Annotated in this window: 13 protein-coding genes; 3 read left to right on the forward strand and 10 right to left on the reverse strand. The window is 64.1% G+C overall.

The features are described 5' to 3' along the window. Window positions 1-15 precede the first annotated feature (15 nt). The 5 genes from AC1DX0_RS04885 to AC1DX0_RS04905 form a co-directional block, all read right to left on the reverse strand. On the reverse strand, window positions 16-2,355 hold the full coding sequence (locus AC1DX0_RS04885) for a response regulator (RefSeq protein WP_477354443.1): 2,340 nt from the start codon (window positions 2,353-2,355) through the stop codon (window positions 16-18). A gap of 125 nt (window positions 2,356-2,480) precedes the next feature. Next, window positions 2,481-2,822 (reverse strand): hypothetical protein, encoded by a 342-nt coding sequence (locus AC1DX0_RS04890; protein WP_477221785.1) that lies wholly within the window; start codon window positions 2,820-2,822, stop codon window positions 2,481-2,483. Then, on the reverse strand, window positions 2,819-3,709 hold the full coding sequence (locus AC1DX0_RS04895) for an NAD(P)-dependent oxidoreductase (RefSeq protein WP_477221786.1): 891 nt from the start codon (window positions 3,707-3,709) through the stop codon (window positions 2,819-2,821). The genes AC1DX0_RS04890 and AC1DX0_RS04895 overlap by 4 nt, the downstream gene beginning before the upstream one ends. Next, window positions 3,706-4,242 carry a gluconokinase gene (locus tag AC1DX0_RS04900; RefSeq protein WP_477221787.1) on the reverse strand — a complete coding sequence of 179 codons (537 nt, stop codon included), beginning with the start codon at window positions 4,240-4,242 and terminating at the stop codon, window positions 3,706-3,708. The genes AC1DX0_RS04895 and AC1DX0_RS04900 overlap by 4 nt, the downstream gene beginning before the upstream one ends. Then, complete coding sequence (locus AC1DX0_RS04905) at window positions 4,211-4,966, reverse strand: SDR family oxidoreductase (protein WP_477221788.1); 756 nt, start codon at window positions 4,964-4,966, stop codon at window positions 4,211-4,213. Before AC1DX0_RS04905 ends, AC1DX0_RS04900 begins: the two co-directional genes overlap by 32 nt. Before the next feature lie 78 nt (window positions 4,967-5,044). Between AC1DX0_RS04905 and AC1DX0_RS04910 the strand changes: the two genes are divergently transcribed. The 3 genes from AC1DX0_RS04910 to AC1DX0_RS04920 all read left to right on the forward strand — a co-directional run bounded on the left by AC1DX0_RS04910 (window position 5,045) and on the right by AC1DX0_RS04920 (window position 8,168). Then, window positions 5,045-5,992: a 2-hydroxyacid dehydrogenase gene (locus tag AC1DX0_RS04910; protein WP_477221789.1), complete on the forward strand. Its 948-nt coding sequence runs from the start codon at window positions 5,045-5,047 to the stop codon at window positions 5,990-5,992. Window positions 5,993-6,065: 73 nt separating this feature from the next. Continuing rightward, window positions 6,066-7,100 (forward strand): L-idonate 5-dehydrogenase, encoded by a 1,035-nt coding sequence (locus AC1DX0_RS04915; RefSeq protein WP_477221790.1) that lies wholly within the window; start codon window positions 6,066-6,068, stop codon window positions 7,098-7,100. Window positions 7,101-7,148: 48 nt separating this feature from the next. Continuing rightward, window positions 7,149-8,168: a LacI family DNA-binding transcriptional regulator gene (locus AC1DX0_RS04920; RefSeq protein WP_477221791.1), complete on the forward strand. Its 1,020-nt coding sequence runs from the start codon at window positions 7,149-7,151 to the stop codon at window positions 8,166-8,168. A 79-nt stretch (window positions 8,169-8,247) separates the two neighbouring features. On the opposite strand, the gene AC1DX0_RS04925 is transcribed toward AC1DX0_RS04920, so the two are convergent. From AC1DX0_RS04925 to AC1DX0_RS04945, 5 genes are all read right to left on the reverse strand, one after another. Continuing rightward, complete coding sequence (locus AC1DX0_RS04925; protein WP_477221821.1) at window positions 8,248-9,318, reverse strand: ABC transporter substrate-binding protein; 1,071 nt, start codon at window positions 9,316-9,318, stop codon at window positions 8,248-8,250. Between the two features lie 99 nt (window positions 9,319-9,417). Next, complete coding sequence (locus tag AC1DX0_RS04930; protein ID WP_477221792.1) at window positions 9,418-10,359, reverse strand: SMP-30/gluconolactonase/LRE family protein; 942 nt, start codon at window positions 10,357-10,359, stop codon at window positions 9,418-9,420. A gap of 67 nt (window positions 10,360-10,426) precedes the next feature. After that, window positions 10,427-11,533 carry a substrate-binding domain-containing protein gene (locus tag AC1DX0_RS04935; RefSeq protein ID WP_477221793.1) on the reverse strand — a complete coding sequence of 369 codons (1,107 nt, stop codon included), beginning with the start codon at window positions 11,531-11,533 and terminating at the stop codon, window positions 10,427-10,429. A gap of 32 nt (window positions 11,534-11,565) precedes the next feature. Next, window positions 11,566-12,621 carry an ABC transporter permease gene (locus tag AC1DX0_RS04940; RefSeq protein WP_477221794.1) on the reverse strand — a complete coding sequence of 352 codons (1,056 nt, stop codon included), beginning with the start codon at window positions 12,619-12,621 and terminating at the stop codon, window positions 11,566-11,568. 20 nt (window positions 12,622-12,641) lie between these two features. Next, on the reverse strand, window positions 12,642-13,968 hold a 1,327-nt coding region (locus AC1DX0_RS04945), incomplete at its 5' end, for a sugar ABC transporter ATP-binding protein (protein WP_477354446.1).

Raw genomic sequence — 13,968 nt, forward strand, 5'->3', positions numbered from 1 at the left:
CCGACCGGGTGTATCTCACGCCGTCTTGGCGATCACCGTTTCGCTGAGCCATGTGCCGATCTTGGCGCCGAGGCGATCGGGCGAAACCGGCTTCGGCAGATAGTCATCCATGCCGGCCTCGATGCACTTGTCGCGATCGCCCTTCAGCGCATGCGCGGTGACGCCGATGATCGGGATGTGGCCGCCCGATGAGGCCTCGATCGCCCGGATGGCGCGGGTTGCCTCGTAGCCGTTCATCTCCGGCATCGAGACGTCCATCAGGATCAGTTTCGGATGCAGCGACCGGTACATCTCGACCGCCGTCCGGCCATTGCCGGCAATGCGGTAGCTCAGGCCGAGCCCATTGAGGATCTGGCCGAACACCAGCTGGTTCACGTCGTTGTCCTCGGCGATGAGGATGTCGATCGGGCCGTTGGGCGTGGCGGTCGATTCCGGTGCGGTCGCGACCGGTATTGCGGGGCCACGGATGACGGTGAAGGCCGGCGGTGCCGGCTGCGGCATCGGCTGGACCGGCTCGCGGACGAAATGCGCCTTGCCGACCTGTGAGCGGGCCTTCTGGATGACCGAGATGACCGTGCCGAGCAGGACCGCCGAGCGCGCCGGCTTGGTCAGATGCGCTGATATGCCGAAGTCGATGATCATCTTGCCGAAATCGACCTGGTCGACCGAGGTCAGGATGACGATCGGGATGGCCGACAGCCGGCTGTCGGCGGCGATGGCCCGGGCGACATCGGCGCCGTTCATGCCRGGCATCTGGTAGTCGAGGATGATGCAGTCGACGCTGGCGCCCAACTGGCAGGCGCGATCGAGGAAGGCCAGCCCCATGGCGCCGCTTTCAGCCGCAGCGCAGTCGAAGCTCCAGCTCCTGAGCTGCTCGAGCAGGATCTCGCGGTTGACCGGATTGTCGTCGATGACCAGCACGCGCGCGCCGGTGACGTCGACCGGCACGATCGCGTCGCGCGCCTCGGCATGGTGCACGGGCAGCGGCACTCCGAACCAGAAGACGGAGCCGCGTCCGATYTCGCTYTCGACRCCGATCTTGCCRSCCATCARATCAACRAGGCGGGCGGCGATGGCRAGGCCAAGGCCRGTGCCTTCGTGGCGGCGSGTSGASGARCCRTCGACCTGSGCGAATTTYTCGAACACGTTCTGCARYTTYTCGGCCGGAATGCCGATGCCGGTGTCTTCGACGCGCAACTTGAGCTGGACGACGCCGTTGACGGTTTCGCCGCCGACATCGATCAGCACATGGCCCTTCTCGGTGAACTTCACCGCGTTGCCGACCAGATTTGTGACGATCTGCCGGAAGCGGCCGGCGTCGCCGATGACATGGGCCGGCAGGCGCGGATCCACACGCACGATCAGTTCGAGGTTTTTTTCGGCGACACGCGCCGAGACCAGCGTCGCCACATCCTCGACCGCTTCGGTAAGGCGGAAAGGGGCAGGGTCCAGCRTCARCTGKCCGGCATTGATCTTGGAGAAATCGAGGATGTCGTTGATGATGGTGAGCAGCGCATTGCCGGATTTGACGATGACKTCGGTGAAGGTCTTCTGGCGYGGGGTCAATTCGGTCTTGGCCAGGAGTTCGGCCATGCCGAGCACGCCGTTCATTGGCGTGCGGATCTCGTGGCTCATATTGGCCAGGAATTCAGACTTGGCGCGGTCGGCGGCCTCGGCCTTGAACAGGGATTCGGCCGATTGGGCAAAGGCGTGGCGGATCGCCTGTTCCATCGGTCGGAAGACCCAGAAAGCGACGATGGCCAGGACAGCGAACAACAGGCCGCTCGCCCACAGCAGCAACCGGTCGCTGGAGGCGTCGGCCAAATGGCGCTCGTCGTCCATGGCGGTGCGGACGCGGACCAGCATCGGCTGGACGAACAGGTCGTTCTGGTTGCGGATTTCCCGATAGCTCCATTCATCGGCCTTCTGCGCCACCGACATCAGGTTGAAGTTGCGCACCATGTCGTGCGCCGACCAGAACAGGTCGCCGTTCACCGATGCGGTTTCGAGTTCGCTGATGGTCTGGGCCGACAGGCGTGAGCGTATCGCGGCGAACTGGGCGGTCAGYGTGTCGATCTCGCCGGTCAGGCGTTCGGAATGGTCGCGCGCCGAAGCGGTCAGCGCGTCGCGCGTTTCGTTGCGCCAGGCGGATCCGGTTGTCTCGGCAAAGCTGGTCGCGTTGCGCAGGTCGCGGGTGAAGACGACGAGGTTGCTGCTCAGCGCATCGATCTCATGACGGAAGGAATTGACACGGTTGAGCGCAACCATGACGGCCGTGGAAGCCAGCGCGAAAATCAGCAATCCTGAAAGATAGCGAATCCGGACAAACCGGATGAAGGAAGAATATTCCGGCATGCGCAACCCCAACACATACGCATTATTTTAACGACCGGGATTACGCTTCATTTACATTAAGATTTCGTTCGCCCGACCGGCTTGTTGGTTTGCAGCAAGCCAATGCAATGTTCCGGCGGACACAGTCATCCGCCGGCCAGGGGGAACTCGTTGGCGATCGTGACGTGATGGTGGATGCGGCCCTCGAAGTATCTGGTCAGAACGGCCTCGGTCGCGGCGCGCGATTCAGCGCGGACGGGGCTGGCAAGGGCCGCGTCGACGGCCGCCATGTCGCGATAGTTGATCGCCAGGATCAACGGGAATTCCGGCGCGCCGTCGTCACGCTTTTCGGCGAAGCTGACGCGCACGTCGAGCGCGCCGGGGAACGCCTTCCACTTTGGCAGCACGGTGTCGAGGACAGCCTGGCGGAATGCCGGGGTCTCACCGTCCTTCACCTTGCCTTCAAACAACGCATAGCGCGTGATCATGTCTCGTTCTCCTGGTCGTTGTTGCGTTGGAAGAATTCCATCAATGCGGCCTGATCCTCGCCGCCCAGCCCGGCCGCCGTCAGCAGCCGGTGTATTTCGGCGCAGACGGCCGTCAGCGGCATCGCCGTGTGTGTGCGCCGCGCCAGATCCTGTGCGGCGTTGAGATCCTTGACCATGTTGTCGATGCGGCCCGTGCGCCGGTAGTCGCGAGTGGCGAAACGGGGCAGATATTCCTGCAGGATGGCGCTGTCGGCGCGGCCGCCTTTCAGGGCCTGCGGGATCTTCAGCACGTCGACGCCGGCGTCGATCGCCAGCCGCGTCGCTTCCGCCACGGCCATGAAATTCAGCGCGCACAGCACCTGGTTGACCAGCTTGGTCGTCTGGCCGGCGCCGGCCGGTCCCATATGGGTGTAGTTGGCCGACACGTGGCGCAGCACCTCGTGCGCGTCGGCGACGTCCTGCGTTTCGCCGCCGGCCATCAGTGTCAATTCCCCGGTCGATGCTTTCGGCGCGCCGCCGGAGAGCGGACTGTCGACCCAGCGCAGCCCTTTCTCACTTGCGTCGGCCGCCAGCTGGCGAGTGGCGTCGGGGTCGATGGACGACATGTCTATGATCAGCGTGCCGGGCTTCGCCCCGGCAGCCACGCCGCCCTCGCCGAACACCGCGCGGCGCACGATCGCCGCTGAATTGAGGCTGAGGATGACGCAGTCGGCAGCGCCGGCGGCCGCGGCCGCAGTCACCGCAGCCGCGGCGCCCTTGGCGACCAACGCCGCCACCTTGGCTTTGTCGAGATCGAACACCAACAGGCGATTGCCGGTGGCGAGCAGGCGCTCGCCGATCGCCCCGCCCATGGCGCCGGCGCCGATCAGTGCGATGGTCTTGGTCATGACGGTGGAACCCCGATCCTGGCTGTTATGTCGGCAACAATCCGGTCGAGCGGCGCGTCAATCGCTATGGCGATCGCGTTCTCGTCCTTTCCCGGCACCTCCAATGTCGCGAACTGGCTGTCGAGCAGGCTTGTCGGCATGAAGTGACTGGTGCGCTCGCGCATGCGCCGGGAAATCAGTTCGCGCGAACCGTCGAGATAGATGAACAGGACCGGTGCTCCGGCCCGTTCGATGATGAAATCGCGATAGGCCCGCTTCAGCGCCGAGCAGCCGACGATGGCCCGCGTGGTTCCCGGCTTCAGGATTTCGCCGACCCGCGCCAACCACGGCCACCTGTCGGCATCGATAAGCGGGATGCCGGCGCTCATCTTGGCGATGTTGGCGTCGGGATGCAGCAGGTCGCCGTCGACGTATTCCGCGCCGATCGCGCGGGCGAGTGCCTCGCCGATCGTTGTCTTGCCCGAACCGGCAACGCCCATGACGACCATGCGGCGCGACGGATCAGATTGAAGCTGTGATACCGCCATCGACATAGAGGATGTGCCCGTTGACAAAGGATGAGGCGTCGGAGGCCAGGAAGACACAGGCCCCCACCAATTCTTCGACCTTGCCCCAGCGGCCGGCCGGCGTGCGCTTTTCGAGCCATCCGCTGAATGCCGGGTCGGCGACCAATGCCGCATTGAGCGGCGTGTCGAAATAGCCGGGTGCGATGGCGTTGCATTGCAACCCATGTTTGGCCCAGTCGGTCGCCATGCCCTTGGTCAGGTTGCCGACCGCGCCTTTCGTCGCCGTGTAGGGGGCGATGCCCGGGCGGGCGAGCGCGGTCTGCACGCTGGCGATGTTAATGATCTTGCCGCGGCCGCGCCTGATCATGTGGCGCCCGACCGCTTGGCCGACATGAAAGACGCTGGCGATATTGGTCTGCAGCAGGCGCTCGAACGCATCGGCGGGAAAGTCCTCCAGCGGCGTGCGGAACTGCATGCCGGCATTGTTCACCAGTATGTCGATCGGCCCACTGGTTAGCTCGAAAGCGTCGATGGCGGAGCGCACCGCGTCATGGTCGGTCGCGTCGAAGGCGAGTGTTCGCGCCTCTTGTATCCGCGCCGCAGCCTCGGCGAGCTTTGCCTCGTCGCGGCCATTGAGGATCACTTCTGCACCGGCTTCGGCCAGCCCCTTGGCCAGCGCAAAGCCGATGCCCTGGGAGGAGCCGGTAACGAGCGCCATGCGCCCGGTGAGATCGAATATATTGGACGACATTTTTCCGATTGCCTCTCGTCGCTGAGCGTCTTATGTTATCGATAACATCATCTGTCAAGTCAAGTGGAGCGAATACCGATGCAGCGGCCTCACATCCTTCAGGTTGGACCCTATCCCGCGTGGGATGAAGAGCCGCTCAACGAAGCCTTCACAGTGCATCGCTACTTCGCGGCCGACGACAAGGCGTCGTTCCTCGGCGAGGTCGGTCCGCTTGTGCGCGGCATCGCCACGCGCGGCGAGCTCGGTGCGAACCGCGCCATGATCGAGGCCTGCCCTTCGCTCGAGGTCGTTTCCGTCTACGGCGTCGGTTTCGACGCGGTCGATCTCGCGGCATGCCGGGAACGCGGCGTGCGCGTCACCAACACGCCGGACGTGCTGACCAATGACGTCGCCGATCTCGGCATCGCCATGATGCTGTGCCTGTCGCGCGGCATGATCGGCGCCGAACGCTGGGTGCGCGACGGCAGCTGGGCCGCGAAGGGGCTCTACCCGCTCAAGCGCCGCGTCTGGGGCCGGCGTGCCGGCGTGCTCGGCCTCGGCCGTATCGGCTACGAGGTGGCCAAGCGTCTCGCCGGCTTCGGCATGGACATCGCCTACAGCGACGTCGCGGCGAAGGACTTCGCCTCGGATTGGACGTTCGTCGCCGATCCGGTCGAGTTGGCCAGGCGTTCGGACTTCCTGTTCGTGACGCTTGCCGCTTCGGCCGCGACGCGCCACATCGTCAACAAGGATGTGATCGCCGCGCTCGGCGAGGACGGCATGCTGATCAACATCTCGCGCGCTTCCAACATCGACGAGGAGGCGCTGCTCGATGCGCTCGAGAAGAAGGTGCTTGGCACCGCCGCGCTCGATGTTTTCGAAGGCGAGCCGAAGCTCAATGAGCGCTTCCTGGCGCTCGACAATGTGCTGCTGCAGCCGCACCATGCATCCGGCACCGTCGAAACGCGCAAGGCTATGGGCAAGCTTGTGCGCGACAACCTTGCCGCCCATTTCGCCGGCCAGCCGCTGCTTTCGCCGGTGCTTTAGCCTTGTCTTACTCAGATCCGAACGGAAAACCGTCATACACTTTTCCTGGAATTGCCCGAGGAGTTCGCTAACCATGAAGTCGATCGTCATCCACGCCGCCAAGGACCTGCGCATCGAGGACCGGCCGGTCGAGGCGCCGGGCCAGGGTCAAGTGCTGCTGCGGCTGGCCACCGGCGGCATCTGTGGCAGCGACCTGCATTACTACAATCACGGCGGCTTCGGTACGGTGCGGCTGAAGGAGCCGATGATCCTCGGCCATGAGGTCTCCGGCGTCATTGAGAAGGTCGGTCCCGGCGTCGACGGGCTGCAGCCCGGTCAGCTGGTCGCGGTCTCGCCGTCGCGGCCCTGTTACAGCTGCCGATACTGCCGGGAAGGGATGCACAACCAGTGCCTCAACATGCGCTTCTATGGCAGCGCCATGCCGTTCCCTCATATCCAGGGCGCGTTCCGTGAAATGCTGGTGGCGGACGCGCTGCAATGCGTGCCGGCGGACGGGTTGAGCGCTGGCGAGGCGGCGATGGCCGAGCCGTTGGCGGTCTGTCTCCACGCGACGCGCAGGGCTGGTGAGATGCTCGGCAAGCGCGTTCTGGTGACCGGCTGCGGGCCGATCGGCCTGTTGTCGATCCTCTGCGCGCGGCGCGCCGGAGCCGCCGAAATCGTCGCCGTCGACATCACCGATTTTACCCTGTCCATGGCCATGCGTGCGGGCGCCGACAGGACGATCAACACACGAACCGATCCAGACGGGCTGGCACCCTATCTCGCCGACAAGGGGACGTTCGACATCCTCTATGAATGCTCGGGCGCGGCGGCGGCGCTGGCGCAAGGCATCGCTGCGCTGCGCCCGCGCGGCACCATAGTTCAGCTCGGCCTCGGCGGCGCCGAGATGGCACTGCCGATGTCGGCAGTCACCACCAAGGAACTGTCCATCAACGGGTCGTTCCGCTTCCATCCTGAATTCGCCGTGGGTGTCGAGTTGATGCGCAAGGGGCTCATCGACGTAAAGCCTCTGATCACCCACACCGTAGCATTCGCCGAGGCGCTGTCCGGCTTCGAAATCGCCAACGACCGCAGCCAGGCGATGAAAGTTCAGATCGCCTTCGCGTGAGTCACGGCGGTGCGTTGCATTCCGTCGTGATATCGATAACGTACGGCCATGCAGCCTTCGCCAAAACGGCCCACCATGGCCGATGTCGCCAGTCGCGCCAACGTCTCGACGATGACCGTGTCGCGCGCCTTCAAGCGCGATACCTCGGTCAGCGCCGACACGCGCGACCGCATCATGCGGGCAGCGGAAGAGCTCGGCTATGTCTTCGACAGCATCGCCGCCAATTTGTCGTCGCGCCGGTCCGGTTTCGTCGCGGTGACGATACCTTCCATCAACAACGCCAATTTCGCTGATACGCTACGCGGTATGACCGAGGGTCTGCGCGACAGCGGATTGGAAATCCTGCTCGGCTTCACCGACTACAATGTCGAGGAGGAGGAGCGCCTTGTCGGCCAGTTGCTGCGGCGGCGGCCGGAAGCGATCATCGTCACCGGCGGCCGGCATACGCCGCGCTGCCGCAAGATGCTCGAGAATGCCGGTGTCCCGGTCGTCGAGACCTGGGACCTGCCGGATGATCCGATCGGTCATGTCGTCGGCTTCTCCAACGCCGAAGCCGGGCGGCTGATGGTCGATCATTTCGTCGCGCGCGGTTACTCGAGGCTTGGCTTTATCGGTGGCGACACATCGCGCGACACGCGTGGTCTCGATCGCCGGCGTGGTTTCGTCGCGGCACTGCAGGACCGCGGCCTCGACGCCTCGCGCATTATCGCCTCCGGCGTGCCGCCGATATCGATGCGCGAGGGCGCCACCGCCATGGTCGAGATGATCTCGCGCTGGCCGGACACGCAGGCGGTGATGTGCGTGTCGGATCTTTCGGCTTTCGGTGCGCTTATGGAATGCGTGCGGCGCGGCATCCGTGTCCCCGAGGACGTCGCGATCGCTGGCTTCGGCGCCTATGACCTCGCTGAGCAGTCGGTGCCATCGATCACCACGATCGATGTCGACGCGCATGAGATAGGCATCCGTGTCGCCGAACTCGTGCTCGACCTGCTCAATGGGCGCCATGCGCCTGACGACCGGGTGATCGTCGGCATGACGCCGAAGGTGATCGCGCGCCACACCGCTTGAGCTTCGGCGAAAACATAACGGCCGGCGGGATGACCGCCGGCCGTTGACTGCGTGTTGGGACGGGTGACGCCGTCGGCGCCTATTTGCCCCAGATCTTCTTGTACGCGTCGCGGTAGCCGTTGCCGGGGTCGAAGGCATTGTTGGGACCGCCGTCAAACTCGACATTGTCCGCCGTCACGACGTGCAGTGGTGACAGATAGCCGGACCATTTTTCGCCGGCGATGGCGCGGTTGAGCTCATCGACCAGTTGCCAACCCTGCAGGTTGAGCGGCTCGGCGACTGTGACCTTCTGGAACTGGCCGGCACGGATGCGCTGATAGGCCGATTCCGAGCCATCACCGGCGGCGACATTGATCGGCGCGTCGGTGCCCGACTTGCCGGCCGCCGCCAGCGACGGGCCCATGAAGTCGAAATAGAGGTCGTTGATGGCTAGCGAGTGCGTCCACTGGTCGCCGTATTTCTGCAGCAGCGAGGTGGTAAGCTGCGGCATACGCTGCGAGGTCTCGGCGATCGGCGTGTCGACATATTCGAGCACCTTGCCGCCCAGCCGCTCGATCTCCGCCTTCATCTTGTCGGCCTTGGCGATGGCGATGGCGTAGGTCGAATCGGTGAAGATGATGACGCCGGGCTTGCCTTTGGCATCGGCATAGGCCCAGTCGGCCGCAGCGGTGGACACCTGCATCGCGTCGGTCGAGACGTTGGCGAAGACGCCGTTCTTTTCGTCGGGGCCGATCACCGGTCCGGCATGCCAGGAAACCAGCGGAATGCCGGCCGCCTTCGCCTGTTCCAGGGCCGGCGCCTGCTCGACCGCGTCGAAGCCGTTGATGACGATGCCATTCGGCTTTAGCGCCATGGCTTGGCCGAAGGCGGCGGTGCGGCCGCCGATCGATCCGGCGCCGTCGATCACCTTGACTTCCCAGCCGATCGCCTTAGCCGCCTCCTGGACACCGTTGGTGACGCCGAGAATGCCACCATTCTTGAGGTCGCCGGCGAGCACCACGATCGTCTTGCCCGGCTGTGCCTTCGGCCCGGTGGTCGGGCCGTCCCAAGTGGTGACCTTCTGGGCGTATTTCTGCACGACCGCCATGGCGTCGGCCATGGCGTCGGCGCGAGCCTGGCCGGCAAACAGGCCCGGCGCGGCGATGGTCATCGCGAGTAGGGCGATGGACGATTTCAAGAATGTTCTGCGTTGCATGGTGGTACCTCCCTTGGTTTCAAAAATTCGTGGCCTTCCGGCCGAGCGTCAGCGTCATGTCACCGTGCCGAGATGTCCTGCCACCGGACCCGACCCGGCTGGATGCGCGTTGACATAGATGGAATAGAGCGACGTCTGCGCGGTGATGTAGAGCCGGTTCCGACTCGGGCCGCCGAAGCAGACGTTGGAGACAAATTCCGGAACCAGGATGCGGCCGATCAGCGTACCGTCCGGCGAGTAGACGCGGACCGAATCGGCGCTGGAGGCCCAGATGTTGCCGTCTCGATCAACGCGGAAACCGTCGAAGATGCCTGCTTCGCATTCGGCAAAGATGCCGCGTGCCTGGGTCGAACTGCCGTCGGCCGCGACATCATAGGCCCTGATGGCGCGCGGCAGGCCGGGCACATGGCTCTCGCCACTGTCGGAGATATAGAGGATCTTTTCATCAGGTGAGAAAGCCAGACCGTTGGGCTGGACGAGATCGGTGACGATCGCGGTGGCCTCGCCGGCGGCTTCGTCGAACCGGTAGACATAGGATCCGCCGATCTCCGGCCTGGAGATCGTGCCTTCATAGTAGCCCTCGATGCCGTAGACTGGATCGGTGAACCAGACCGTCCCGTCGGATTTGACGACCACGTCGTTAGGCGAATTGAGCCGCTTGCCCTTGACGGTCTCGACGAGGGTGCGCCAGCGCCCATCATGCTCGAGCCGGGAGATGCGCCGTCCACCTTGCTCGCAGGCGACGACGCGGCCTTCGCGATCAAGTGTGTGGCCGTTCTGGTTGTTGCAATGCGTCTGGAAGACGCTGACGGAACCGTCGCCTTCGTCATAACGCAGCAGCCGGTCGTTGGGGATATCCGACCACAGCAGATGCCTTGCGGCCGGGACATAGACCGGTCCTTCCGCCCAGCGGCTGCCGGTCCACAACCGTTCGAGCCTGGCATGCCAGATCGTCAGCTTGCGGAACCGATCGTCCAGAATCTCGTAGTCGCTCATGCAATGGTATCCCAGATACCTATGGAGAGCCGGCGATCCCGATGATCGCCGGTCCCGTGGGTTGCGATCAGGCAACGCCCCAGATCTTCTTGTACTCGTCCCGGTAGCCATTATCGGGATCGAAGACATTCTTTGGGCCGCCGTCGAACTCGATGTTCTCCTTGGCCACGACATGCAGCGGCGTGACATAGCCGGACCATTTCTCGCCGGCGAAAGCCCGGTTCATCTCGTCGATCAACTGCCAGCCTTGCAGACTGAGCGGCTCGGCGACGGTCACCGCCTGGTACTGGCCGGTGCGGATGCGTTGATAGGCCGATTCCGACCCATCGCCAGCCGCTACCGACTTAGGGGCGCCGTCGCCGGGAACTCCCGCCGAGGCGAGAGCCGGCCCCATGAAATCATAGTAGATATCGTTGATCGCCAGTGAATGCGTCCATTGGGCGCCGAAGCGCTGCAGCAGCGACACTGTCAGCTGACCCATACGATTGGAAACATCGGCAATGGGCGTGTCCTCGTAGGAAAGCACCGTGCCGCCTAGCTTCTCGATCAGCGCCTTCATCTTCTCGGATTTGGCGACCGCGAAGGTGTAGTTGCTGTCGGTGAAGATCACCACGCCCGGCTTGCCGCCGGCGTCGAGATAGGCCCACATTGCCGCGGCGGTCGGCACGCCAGACGGATCGGTGGTGACGTTGACCTTGATGCCGGTGCCTTCGATCGGCCCGATAACCGGTAGAGAATGCCACGAGATCAGCTGGATGCCAACCTTGTCGGCCTGCTCGAGTCCGGGCTTCTGCTCGGTCGGGTCGAGGCCGACGACCAGGATGCCGTCAGGCTTGAGCGTGATGGCCTGGTCAAGGGCGGCGGTGCGGCCCGAGACCGTGCCGACGCCGTCAAGCACGCGGATATCCCAGCCGATAACCTTGGCGGCCTCGCTGGCGGCGTCTATGGTGCCGCGCACGCCGCCATTCTTCAAATCGTTGGCCACGATGGCGATGATCTTACCCTTGGTGGCCTTTGGACCGGTGGTCGGCCCATCCCACTTGTCCTGCCGCGATGCATATTTGGCGATGATGGCCTTGGCGTCATCCATCGAATCCGCCAGCGCGATCCGGGTAAAGACCGGCAGCGAAACGCCAAGCGCTGCGGCCTGTAAAAGAAACTGCCTGCGATCCATTGTTATTTTCCTCCCAATTGGTTGCCTTCCGGTCACTTCGCGGCTTGTGCAACAGTCTTGATCTTGGCTCTCTGGGCGGCGCCGCGCTTGCGCTGGGCGTAGCCGGCAATGCCGATGGCAACGAGCAGCGTCACGCCGTTGAACAGAGGCTCGACGAAGAACGAGCCGCCAAATTGCTGGATGCCGGAAATGCCGACTGCAAGGATGATGACGCCCGTCATCGTGCCCCAGACATTGACGCGCCCGGGCTTGATGGTGGTCGAGCCGAGAAAGGCGCCGACCAGAGCGGGCAGGAGATATTCGAGCCCGACACTGGCCTGGCCGATGCGCAGCTTGGAGGCGAGCAGCACCCCTGTCAGCGCCGTCAGAAAACCCGATGAGACGAAGGCGCCGATGACGAAGCGGCGCACTGGAATGCCGTTGAGGGCGGCGGCCTTGGGATTGGCGCCGATGGCATAGATGTAGCGGCCGATCGGCAGATACTCGAGGATGATCCACAGCGCGACGGCGATGCCCAGAACGTAGAGGCCGGTGATCGGCAGCCCGAACACCATGGTGCCGTTGAGCGCGTAGAAGCCGTTGGGCAGCACSCCGACMACCTGSCGGCCGCCMGTGTGCCAAAGCGCCAGCGCATAGAGCACGGTGCCGGTGCCGAGCGTGGCGATGAAAGAATCGATGCGGGCGACTTCGACCAGCAGTCCGTTGAGGAAGCCTGTCGCGGCGCCGAGAAGCAGCACGATCATCACCGCCAGCGGCCACGGAATGCCGAACATGGTCTGCAGGCTAATGGCCAGGATATGCCACAGCACGATGCCGTAGCCGACGGTGAGGTCGATGCGACCGGACGCCATCGGGATCATCGCCGCCAGCGACAGGAGCGCAATGATCGCCTTGTCGGAGATGATCGAGCGCAAATTGAGCAGTGTTGGAAACGTGTTGGGTAGCAGGATCGAAAACAAAACGATCAAAAGCACGGTCAGGATCACCAACCCATAGACCGGCAGCAGCCGGATGATCTTCTGCCCGGGGGACAGATTTGCCATCTCACCGCGGGTCGGTTCGAGTGCACTGGATTCGATCGATTGCATGGGCTCGCTCCCAGAAAAAATCAGGCGGCTTCGGAAGCCGATGCCGCGGTGATCACGGCGGATGTGGTGAGGTCGTCGCCGATGAGTTCACGCACGATTCGTCCGCGCGAAAACACCAAGGCACGGTGGCAGATATGGGCGATCTCCTCGAAATCGGTCGACACGACGACGACGGCGAGACCGGCTTCGAGCGCATGGCCGATCAGACGGTAGATCTCGGCCTTGGCGCCGACATCGACGCCGGCGGTCGGATCCTCGGCGATCAGCAAGGTGCGGCCGGTGTGGAGCCAGCGCCCGACGACGACCTTCTGCTGGTTGCCACCTGACAAAGCCTCGATCGGCAGGTTGGGATCGTTGGGGCGCAGCCCGACCGAGCCGCCAATCACTTGCGCCAGCGCGGCCTCCTTGTGTGGCGCCAGGAAGGAGAACAGGCCTCGCTTGCCGGCACCGGGATTGAGGAAGCTGTTTTCGCGGATCGAAAGGGAGCCCGCGATCGATTCTTCGGTCCGGTCACGTGCGATCAGACCGACGCCGGACGACATCGCAGCGATCGGGCTCGACAGATCTGGCGTCATATCGTTGATCGTCACCGAACCTGAAAATGCCTGGCAGCCGAACAGGGCGCGACCGATCATTTCCTGCCCGGCGCCGCGCAGCCCGACCAGGCCGAGCAGTTCACCTTTGCGCACGTCGAAAGACACCGGACCGGCGCCGGCGCAGATCAGGTCGCGGACAGCGCAGATCGTCTTGCCGACCTCGGTCTGCGCCTTGGTGAAAACCTGGCTTACCGGGCGGCCGACGATCATCTCGACGAGTTCGTCCGGCTTGGTGTCGGCGACCTTCTTCTGGCCGATAAGCTTGCCGTCGCGCAGCACGGCGACGCGGTCGGCGATGCGGAAAATCTCGTCGAGGCGGTGCGAGACATAGATCATGCCGACACCGCGCTGCTTGAGCGGGCGGATTGCATCGAACAGGCGGTCGACTTCGTCGGCCGGAAGGCTGGCGGTCGGTTCGTCAAGCACCAGCACATCGGCTTCGGTGGCGAGCGCGCGGGCGATGGCGACCAGCGACTTTTCGGTGCGAGTCAGATCCTGAACGCGCGTCGTTGGGTCGAAGTCACAGCCGACCAGCTTCAGCGCCTCGCGCGCCCGCTCCTCGGTGGAACGCCAGTCGATCAGGCCTGAGCGCAGCGAAAACCCCTGGGCGAGGCCAACATTCTCGCCGACGGTCATCCATTCGATCAGACCGAGATCCTGGTGGATGAAGGCAACGGACTGACGCTGGTTCGGCTGCGGCGGGCGATGGTGATAGGGCTCGCCGCGAAACAGAATGCGGCCGCCATCCGGC

It is taken from the genome of Mesorhizobium sp. P3_A9 (assembly GCF_056402975.1).

Excerpts from the sequence above, each read along its gene's own strand:
- AC1DX0_RS04935 (WP_477221793.1), bottom strand. The coding sequence starts at position 11,533 with ATGGATCGCAGGCAGTTTCTTTTACAGGCCGCAGCGCTTGGCGTTTCG.
- AC1DX0_RS04915 (WP_477221790.1), top strand. The coding sequence starts at position 6,066 with ATGAAGTCGATCGTCATCCACGCCGCCAAGGACCTGCGCATCGAGGAC.
- AC1DX0_RS04890 (WP_477221785.1), bottom strand. The coding sequence starts at position 2,822 with ATGATCACGCGCTATGCGTTGTTTGAAGGCAAGGTGAAGGACGGTGAG.
- AC1DX0_RS04900 (WP_477221787.1), bottom strand. The coding sequence starts at position 4,242 with ATGTCGATGGCGGTATCACAGCTTCAATCTGATCCGTCGCGCCGCATG.
- AC1DX0_RS04925 (WP_477221821.1), bottom strand. The coding sequence starts at position 9,318 with ATGACCATCGCCGCGCCGGGCCTGTTTGCCGGCCAGGCTCGCGCCGAC.
- AC1DX0_RS04895 (WP_477221786.1), bottom strand. The coding sequence starts at position 3,709 with ATGACCAAGACCATCGCACTGATCGGCGCCGGCGCCATGGGCGGGGCG.
- AC1DX0_RS04910 (WP_477221789.1), top strand. The coding sequence starts at position 5,045 with ATGCAGCGGCCTCACATCCTTCAGGTTGGACCCTATCCCGCGTGGGAT.
- AC1DX0_RS04930 (WP_477221792.1), bottom strand. The coding sequence starts at position 10,359 with ATGAGCGACTACGAGATTCTGGACGATCGGTTCCGCAAGCTGACGATC.
- AC1DX0_RS04920 (WP_477221791.1), top strand. The coding sequence starts at position 7,149 with ATGCAGCCTTCGCCAAAACGGCCCACCATGGCCGATGTCGCCAGTCGC.
- AC1DX0_RS04905 (WP_477221788.1), bottom strand. The coding sequence starts at position 4,966 with ATGTCGTCCAATATATTCGATCTCACCGGGCGCATGGCGCTCGTTACC.